Origin of the sequence: Flavobacterium sp. (assembly GCF_043773265.1) — a bacterium.
Classification (GTDB): domain Bacteria; phylum Bacteroidota; class Bacteroidia; order Flavobacteriales; family Flavobacteriaceae; genus Flavobacterium.
Map to the genome: position 1 here is coordinate 1 of NZ_JAYVFH010000169.1, position 10472 is coordinate 10472.

A 10472-nucleotide genomic window follows, 5' to 3' on the forward strand; every position below is an offset into this window, starting at 1 on the left:
AAACTAATGTTGGAATAACTTCTGTTACTTCATCAGCAAATCCAATTTGTGCTACCGATACAGCAACGCTTACAGCAAATGGTGTAGTTGGCACAAACGCAGTTTTAACTTGGTGGACTGGAACAGGTGGAACTGGAACCAACTTAGGGTCAACTCCAACTATAACAGTTAGTGCAGGAACTTATTATGCAAGAGTTACTGGTGATTGTGGTGCGCCACAAGAAGCAAGTTTTACAATAAATTCTATTGCTCAACCAACTTATGTTAATTTACAGTTTCCAGGATCAGCATCAATATGTAATGGAAGTTCTTTAACAGTTTATGGTCAAGTTTATCAATTAGGAGTTACTCCAGGTGCAGGTTTACAAGGTGCTGGAATAACTGCCGAATTTGGATATAATACTGCCGATACTGATCCGTCAACATGGACAACATGGTCATCAACAACTTTTAATCCTGGTGGTGGTGGAGCAAATAATGATGAGTATCAGTATGCATTTACACCTCCAACAAGTGGAACTTATTATTATACATATAGATACCGTCAAGGAACTTGTGAATGGTTATATGGTGGTTATTCAGGTAGTGGTGGAGGTTTTTGGAATGGAACTACAAATGTAAATGGTCAATTAATTGTTAATCCATCACCAACAGCTAGTATTTCTGGAAATAATGGACCAATTGTTTGTAATTCAAGTGATGCTACTTTTAATCTTGCAGGAACAAGTGGTTCAGTGGTTACCTATAATATTAATGGTGGTTCAAATACAACTGTTACATTAACAGGAGGAAACGCAACAGTGACACTTACTAACGCAACAACTACTCAAACATTAAACTTGGTTTCAGTTATTAGTGGAACTTGTTCTGCTAGTTTAGTTGGTAGTTCAACAATAGCTATTGGTGGTTCTACAACTTGGGTTGCTACAAATGGTGGTGAATGGACAAATGGCGCTCCAACAAGTACTTCAACTGTTATATTTGATGCTAATTATGTAATTTCTTCTGATTTTGATGCTTGTACTATAACTGTTTCTAACAACGCTGTTGTTTCTGTAGATTCTGACAAGGATGTTAATTTATATGGTGCATTAACTGTTTCGTCTGGAAGTTTTACTTTAAATAATAATGCTAATTTAATGCAAAGTTCAACAGTTACTAACTCAGGAAATATTATTCTTAAACGAAATAGTTCTGCTTTAAAACGTCAAGATTATACACTTTGGTCTTCTCCATTAACAGCAGTTGCTGGAGTTCAAACATTAAATAATTTTTCTCCATTAACTCTGTTAAATCGTTTTTATGAGTACAATCCATCAAATAATTTATATGTATCAGTAGTTCCAACATCAACTTGGTTTTCTACTGCTAAAAGTTATTTGATAAGAATGCCAAATAATCATCCAACTTATGCTCAAGTTTGGAATGGTACTTTTAATGGTGTGCCTAATAACGGAAATCAAACTTATACAATGGCTTCTGGTTTCAACGCAGTTGGTAATCCTTATCCATCAAGATTGAATGTTCATAATTTTATTGATGGAAATACTAATATCGATGGATCACTTTATTTCTGGAGAAAAACTAATGATGATACACAACCTTCTTATGCAACATTAACTAAAATGGCTTATGTTGCCAATGGTGCTCTTGGTGGCGATACAGGAACTGGATATTTCAGTTTAGGAAATGAATCAAATTGGGTTGTTAATATTGGTCAAGGTTTTATTGTAAACGCATATAGTGCTACCAATTTGAACTTTAACAATTCAATGAGAAGAAGTTTAAATTCTGCTCAATTTTTTAGATCATCAGATTCTAATGCAACAATTAGCGAAACAAATTTATATTGGTTAAACTTAAATGTGGGAACAGCTTACAGTCAAATGGCTGTTGGTTATACTGCTGATGCTACTTTAGCATTTGATAGAGGAATTGATGGTAAAAATATCAATCCTGAATTTTATCTTACTAGTTTAATTGGTTCAGAAGAATACACCATTCAAGGTCGTCCAGAATTTACTAATACAGATGTTGTTCCTTTATCCTTTAAAGTTATAGCTTCAGGAACTTATTCAATATCGTTAAATAATACAACAGGATTGTTTATTGGTGGAGCGCAACCAATTTATTTAAAAGATAATATAACCAATACTTATCATGATTTAAATACCGGAAACTATTCATTTGTTTCTGATGCCGGAACTTTTACTAATCGTTTTGAAATTGTTTACCAATCAGCATTAGGAGTAGAAAATCCAAATCTTAATAATGTTGTTGTTTATAATCAAAACAATGAAGTAATAATCAATTCAGGTAATGTAATTATGGATTCTGTAAAAATATTTGATATTAGAGGAAGATTATTGATGTCTAAATCAGATATTAATGCAACTGAAACTAGATTGAATGTAGGAAAAACTAATCAAGTTTTAATAGTTCAAATTACTTCTATTGATGGTATAAAAGTTACAAGGAAAGTAATAAATTAATCTAATAATTTTTGTAATAAAAACCATTCAGAAATGAATGGTTTTTGTGTTTATAGCGTATTTCATCGATAAAAATTACTTCTTGTCGAAAATATCAACTAAGTTAAATGTTAAAAAGATAAAAATAGTATTTTTATAAATTAAATTATATTAATCTAATTTATTATCAATGGTTTATGATTCTAAATTAACTTTTTTTTGTTTGAAAAATCCCAACTAAAGAACAAATCCCAATAATGCAAAAAAGTCCAAAAAATAAAATTTTACCTGCTTTTATTATAATAATTTTTTCCTTTTTAGGAATTAATGTAGTTTCTGCACAAGTAAATGCCTATTCATTTTCGCAATCTTATGCTGGATATACCGCATTGACAGGAACTCCTTCTGTTGCATATACTTCACCATGGGATGATCATACAAGTGGAGCAGCTTTTCAAGCTACAATACCTTTTACATTTACATTTGATAATCTTCCTTATACACAATGTTTCATCAGCCCAAATGGATATATCACTTTTGGAACTACACAACCAGTACCAACAACTTATGCTTCAATAGCTAATAATACAAACCATAATGGAGTTGCTTCGGCATTTAATTGTAACCTTGTTTCTAATGGTTCTAATATTGTTTATGATGTTATTGGTGTGGCGCCAAATAGAACATTTGTAATTCAATGGACAGATGCTAATAGAAAATTAGGAGTAACTACTTATCCAGGAGATTTAGATTTTCAAATTAGATTGTCTGAAACAACTAATGTAATTACTTTTTTCTATGGCGATTGCGCGATTCCTGTAGCTGCAACAACACCTGTACCAGTTCAATTAGGGATTAGAGGTTTAAATAATGATTTTGCTCAAGGTAACGTAAACAGTAGAACACAAGGTAGTAGTCAAGTTTGGGGTAATCCTGGAGCAACTGGTTTAGGGAATGCAACAACTAATGTAATATCTAAAAATGATTCCTATCCAGAATTTGGATTACAATTTATATACACTCCAGCTTTAGCATGTAGTACACCAACAGCTTTGCCTTCAAGTTTAATTATAGGCGCAACTAGTATTACAAATAATTCTTTTGTAGGTAATAGTTTTACAGCTGCAACTCCTGCGCCATCTAAATATTTAGTTTTAAGAAGCACTATAAATGTTGCTCCAACAGCAACTAATATTGTAAATAGAACTTACTATGCAAATGGTGCAACTTATGGAAGTTATTATGTAGTTGGAAATAATCTAGGAACAACTTTTACCCAAACTGGTTTAATTTTTAATACAACCTATTATTATTGGATAATTCCTTATAATGATTTATGTACTGGTGCACCTTTTTATAATATGACTACTGTTTTATCAGGAAGCGCTACAACATGTTTCACTCCAACTGTTGCAGTCACACCAACACTTGCAATAAATATTGGAGGAAATAACTTTACAGCTAATTGGTCTGCGGTTATTGGAGCTACAGATTATAGAATAGATGTTTCTACTAACAATACTTTTACCGCAATTCTTCCTGCATATTCTAATCTATCAGTTGGTTTAGTAACATCTTTTAATGTTTCTGGACTATTACCAACAACTTTATACTTTTATAGAGTAAGAGCAATTGGTCCAGGTTGTATTTTAAATAGTAATACTTCATCAGCAACAACAACTTGTGGTTATTATACAATTCCTTATACCCAAAATTTCAATACTTTTCCGCTTAATATAATTCCAACATGTTATGCTAGAACAGATTCTAATTTAGATGGTGTTCAATGGGAAACACAATCAATTAATGCAGCTTCAGCACCAGTTTCTTTGCTTATAAGAAAAAGTGCATCGCCAACAACAGCAATGAATGATTGGTTTTTTATGCCAGGACTTAATTTAGTTGCAGGAACTTCATATAGATTGACTTTTAAATACAATACAGGTACTTTAACTACTACTACCGAAAATCTTAGAGTTCGACTTGGAAATGCTCAGTCAGATATTGCAATGACAGAAACTTTACTAGATTTAACAAATATAAATAATACTGTATATCAAGTTGCAACTTCAGATTTTATTGCAGTTTCCTCTGGAGTATATTATATTGGTTTTCATGGTGATAGTGATGCCAATCAAACCCATATTGCAATTGATGATATTAGTGTAATTCCATCACCAAATTGTTTTGAACCATTAGATTTAACAATGTCAATTATTGCAGCAACAACCGCTACTATTTCATGGACAGCTGCAGCACCTGAACCTTCAAATGGTTATGAATATTTTATTTCAACTTCTAGTACACCACCAAATGGAGCAACAGTTCCAACAGGATCAGTAGGATTTGGTATAAATACAGTTAATTTAAGCTCATTAGTTCCAAGTACATTTTATTATATATGGGTAAGAGGTAATTGTGGACCAACCGCAAAAAGTATTTGGTCTATAGAAGAAACTTTTAATACAGAATGTTCTATTCCAACAATTACAAGTACAACACCAATTACAAGATGTGGTTTTGGTACTGCAACGTTATCGGCAGTTCCAAGTGTTGGCGCAACAATAAAATGGTATAATTCTATTTCAAGTACTGCAATTTTAGCTTCTGGAAACAGTTATACAACACCAATTATTGGTGCAACTACAACTTATTATGTCGAAGCAAAATCCTTCGGTTCTGTTGCAAAAGTTGGACCAACAAGTCCAGTTAATCAAGCAGGACTTTTAGGAGTTCAAAATTATCAAGCTTCAATAAATTTTACTGTAACTTCTGACACTAGTTTACTTTCATTAGATATTTTTCCATTAGTTTCAGGACAAACAGGACAGTTAGTGTTAAGAAATTCTTCTAATGTAACAATAACGACATTAAATTTTACAACAACAGTTTCTGGTGGAGCAACACCTCAAGTGATTCCTATAAATACTATTCTAGTTCCAGGAAATTACAACATATATTTTGCAACATTGCCTGCAGCTGGAGTTAGAATGAATACTACAAATGCTTTTTATCCTTATACATCATCAGTTGCCGATATAACTGGAAATTCAATCGATAATACCTATAATATTGGTATGTATAATTGGAAATTTACTACAGAATGCTTATCTCCTAGAATTCCAATAACTGCAACAGTTACATCACCACCAAGTTTAACAATAAGTTCACCTTCGAGTATAATATGTGATGGAAATGTAACGCCTACAGTCTTTGTAGTTGGTTATGCTGCATACAATTCTTTAGTTTGGTCACCAAATACTGGAATATCTGGTTCGTTTGCTACTGGATTTACATTTAATCCTACGACAACAACAACTTATACATTAACTGCAAATCAAACTTCTGGAAGTTTTTGCGGAAATATAATTACACATACAGTAACAGTTAATGCAGTTCCTCCAGCAATTATGGTTGTTCCAAGTGCTGCAACAATTTGTCAAAATTCTATACAACCATTAAACGGAAGTTCTGGCTCAAGTACTGCCGTTACAATATTTTCTGAAAATTTTAATGCTGCAACTAATGGTTGGACAGTTGACAATACCTCATTTGGTGGTGATACAAATGCTTCTCAATGGACATTAAGGCCAAGCGGTTATAGTTATAGTAGTTTTACCTATGTTGCAACTTTTATTAGTAATGACAGCTCACAATTTTATTTGTCCAATTCCGATGCGCAAAGTGCAGTTCCAGGTGTTTTAACTAGAACAACTCTTACTTCTCCTAGTTTTAACCTTGCTGGCTACACAACAGCAAATTTAAATATTTGGCACTTTTTAAGATATGTAACTAATGATGTTGATTTAATAGAAGTTTCAATAGATGGAGGAACAACTTGGATAACAATAAAAAGTTATAATACAGCACAAGGAAATGCAACCAATTTTGTAAATGAAAATATAAATTTAGCACCTTATCTAGGAAATGTAAATGTAAAATTGAGATTTAATTTTAAATCAGAATGGGGTTATACTTGGGGAATAAATAATGTTTCTATAACTGGAACTTTAGCCGCAGCATTAACATGGACACCAATTACAGATTTATATACTAATCCAGCAGCAACAATTCCATATACATTAAATACACCTTTGAGTGTAGTGTATGCTAAACCAACTTCAACTATTACTTATACAGCAACATTAACTGGTTCTAACGGATGTTTTACATCTAATACTACAACTCTAACAATAGTTCCAGTATCTACTGCAGGATTGCTAAGTAGTAGTCAAACAATTTGTTCAAACTCAGCTCCAAATTCATTACTAATAGCAGCAGGTGTAGGTTCAATAATTAGATGGGAATATGCTGATAATGCTGCTTTCACTACAAATTTAACTTCAATTGCAAATACAACATCAACGTTAACACCTGCCCAAATGGGAGTTTTTCCGTCAATAAGATATTTTAGAGCAATTGTAAAAAATGGACTTTGTAATGAAGTTGCCTCAAATGGAGTTTTTGTATCTTATATTTCTACAACTTGGGCTGCTGGAGCATGGTCTAATGGCTTGCCAGACAGTTCTAAAAGAGCAATTTTTAATGGTACATATAATTCTAATACAGACGCTTCTTTAATAGGAACAACTTTAAATGCATGTTCTGTTTTTGTTCAAAGTGGTTCGGTTACTTTTAATATTGGATATACTTTAAATGTAGAAAATACCGTAGATTCATCTGGAGGAGCTTTAATTTTTGAAAACAACGCAAGTTTAGTTCAAGACAATGATGTTACAAATGCAGTAGGCGTTTACAATGGTGGAAATGTTGGAAATATTACTTACAAAAGAAATACTACTCCAATGATAACCTATGATTATACCTATTGGTCAACGCCAGTTTATCCGCAAACACTTGTTGCATTATCACCTTTAACTTTATATGATAAATATTTTATTTTTAATCCAACAATATCATATTGGCAAGCAATGCCTTCAAACTCATTAATGTCTGTTGGAAAAGGTTACATCATTAGAGCACCACAAAGTCATCCGAGTGGCTCGATATACAACGGAACATTTTTTGGAACTCCAAATAGCGGAACAATTACAACACCAATTCTAGTTTCATTAAGCGATTTAAATTTAATTGGAAATCCTTATCCAAGTTCACTTAGAGCTCTATCTTTCTTGTCAGATCCATTAAATACAAATGTTGTTGATGGAACTATGTATTTCTGGACACACAATACACCAATCACATCTAATGTTTATACTTCAAATGATTATGCAATTTATAATTATACAGGATCAGTTTCAACTGCGCCAGCTTTAGCAACAGGATTAAATAATGCTACACCTAATGGTTTTGTAACTTCTGGACAAAGTTTCTTTATTAGAGGATTAAATAGTGGTGGAGTGGCAACTTTTAAAAACACTATGCGTGGCGCAACCTATAGCAATGCACAGTTTTTTAAACAATCAGAAAACGCTACTTCTATTGAAAACGCAATTTTAGATTTAGAACGCAATAGATTTTGGTTAAATATTATAAACAATCAAGGAGCATTTAAGCAAACAATGGTTGGATATATAGAAAGCGCAACCAACAATGTTGACAGAGGTTTTGATGGTATTATTGTAAATGGTGGAAACTCAGTTAATATTTACTCACTAGTTGAAACTACAATATTAGGAATTCAAGGTCGTTCTTTACCTTTTGATATAAACGACGTTGTTCCTATAGGATATTCATCGTCAATTAATGGTACATTCGAAATACAATTGTCTAGTTTTGATGGTTTCTTTGAAACACAAGAAATATTTCTAAGAGATAAATACCTAAATGTTGTTCATAATATTAAAAATGGTAATTATAGCTTTGTTACAGCAACAGGAACGTTCAATGATAGATTTGAAATTATATATCAAAACACTGCTTTAAACACCAATGATTTTAATGCTAACGCTATCATATTATATAATAACAACGAAAAATTATTTATCAATAGCGGAAATAAAATAATGAAAGAAGTAAAAATCTTTGATATAAGAGGAAGATTACTTCAAACCAAAAAAGATATATATGCTACCGAAGCAATTCTAGATATGGGTTCAATAAATCAAGTGCTTCTAGTTCAAATAACTACTGACGATTTAATTACCATAACAAAGAAATATGCTAATTAAACAACTATAATTAACCAAAAATTAAAGGTATTCTCATTTAAGAATGCCTTTTTTTATTCCTGCAAATGAATAAGTTAGCCAAACTTCGAGCTAGATTAACTACCAATTAACAAGTTTAATTGTAACTAAAAGTGGTTTAAACGATTATTGAAGCAGTTTGTCGAAAATATTTTATTTCTCATTGTTTAGAATGTAATTTTGACCTGTTAATAAGAATAAAAGATATGTACACTCAAAATATATTTACTAATAAATACATGACAGAAAACAAAACTCGGCTTTTGTTTTTCTTCATCTTGTTTTTATTATCAAGTATTGGGATGTTTGGTCAAACTAATGAAACTTTACCTACAATAGATAAAACACAAGAAATAATCTTCACTAGTGATGTTGCTTCTGTAAATTCTCAAGTAGAGTTTGTAAGTTGGTTCATGGGTACTAAACAATCTAAAATGATTAATGTACTTTCTACTGCCAATGAAAGTTCTAAAGTAAGTACTAAGAAACAAATTTTATTTTCTGGAAGTACTCCTAATAAAGTTTTGTATAGAACTTTAATGAAAAAATTGAGCAGTCAAAGCAATGCAATTGTATAATTAGTTACTATATAATTTGGTTAGTTTAATAATACTAAAACCTCTTTTTTTTAAGGAGGTTTTTTTTTGTATATAATTTTTTTATACTGTTTTTCAAACTGTTAAATAAAATTTAAAATATTTTTCATAATTTATTTAACACTCATATTCCTACATTGAAAATTTATTTATTTAACTTTCTAGGCGCAGTTCATCGATTAATTTTGCCTTTTATCGATTTGTTAATTAATACTATACATAGGTCTTGGTTTTACATTTATTTAACTTATTTTTATTGGCTAATTAACATTGCAAAATTTCATACCCAAATATACCTAATTATGTTTATAAATTTACTTAAAAACTTAGCCCAAAGGTCACAAAGTAATTCTTTTTTGTTTTTAATTATTGTTTTGCTTGGAACAAATATTTCGTTTGGCCAATCTACGATCTATAATTATAACTTTTCTGAATCAACAGGAAGTGCTTATGTTGATTTAGCGACTTCTGGAACTAGTGTTGTTGTTGCGACTGGAACTTTTAATGGTTTACCATCATCGTCATTTACTTTTCCTTTAGGTTTTGTTTTTCATTTTAACGGTTTGTCATACAATCAAGTAAATGTTTCAGAAAATGGCTTTATTACTTTAGGTGCGCCTGTAGCACTCGGAACTTTGACAGCGCCATTATCTTCTTTAATTGCATATCCAGGTGTTATTGCTGGGTATGGAACGAATCTTGCAGGTAATACCTCAACTGCGGAAGTAAAATATGATGTTATTGGTTCTGCGCCAAACAGAATATTTGTTGTTCAATATAAAGATGTTAAAAGAAGAACAGTTGCAACTCAAGATGGATTGATTAATATGCAAATTAGATTGCATGAAACAACCAATCTTATTGAAATATTATTCAGAGATACATTTGTTTCAATTTTTACAACGCCGGTTAGTGGCCAAGTTGGATTAAGAGGTGCTACTGTAGCAGATTTTAATAGAAGAAGAAATATTACAAACGCTATTTATCCTGCAACCGATTCGGGTACTTTAAATGGAACTGCATCAACGGATTGTTTGAACACTCTTGGTCAAGCGTCTGGTGTTGCATTACAAGGTTGGCTAGCAGGTACAAGATTAGTTTGGACGCCATGTTTTTCTCCAACTGGAATTACTGCTTCTATGCAAGTTGATAATTCTACATTAGATATTAATTGGACAAATCCAAGTTTTTTACCAGCTGGTGGTTTTGATTTTGAAGTAAGAACTGATGGTTTAGCACCAGGAAGTGCCGGTGCA

General features: G+C 31.7%; 3 protein-coding genes and 1 pseudogene. All 4 read left to right on the plus strand.

What is annotated here, in order from left to right:
* Window positions 1-2492 (plus strand): T9SS sorting signal type C domain-containing protein (locus ACH2BO_RS09270; protein WP_395044467.1); only part of this gene is annotated, 2492 nt, incomplete at its 5' end.
* A gap of 236 nt (window positions 2493-2728) precedes the next feature.
* Window positions 2729-8602, plus strand: a complete 5874-nt coding sequence (locus ACH2BO_RS09275) for a hypothetical protein (RefSeq protein WP_395044468.1) — start codon at window positions 2729-2731, stop codon at window positions 8600-8602.
* A gap of 224 nt (window positions 8603-8826) precedes the next feature.
* The gene (locus ACH2BO_RS09280; protein WP_395044469.1) at window positions 8827-9198 is read left to right on the plus strand and encodes a hypothetical protein; all 372 of its coding nucleotides are present in this window, start codon (window positions 8827-8829) and stop codon (window positions 9196-9198) included.
* 320 nt (window positions 9199-9518) lie between these two features.
* Window positions 9519-10472 (plus strand): annotated as a pseudogene (locus ACH2BO_RS09285) (hypothetical protein); the annotation flags it as partial.

Bases quoted from the DNA above. Each gene is read 5' to 3' on its own strand.
- ACH2BO_RS09275 (WP_395044468.1), top strand. From the start codon at position 2,729: ATGCAAAAAAGTCCAAAAAATAAAATTTTACCTGCTTTTATTATAATA.
- ACH2BO_RS09280 (WP_395044469.1), top strand. From the start codon at position 8,827: ATGTACACTCAAAATATATTTACTAATAAATACATGACAGAAAACAAA.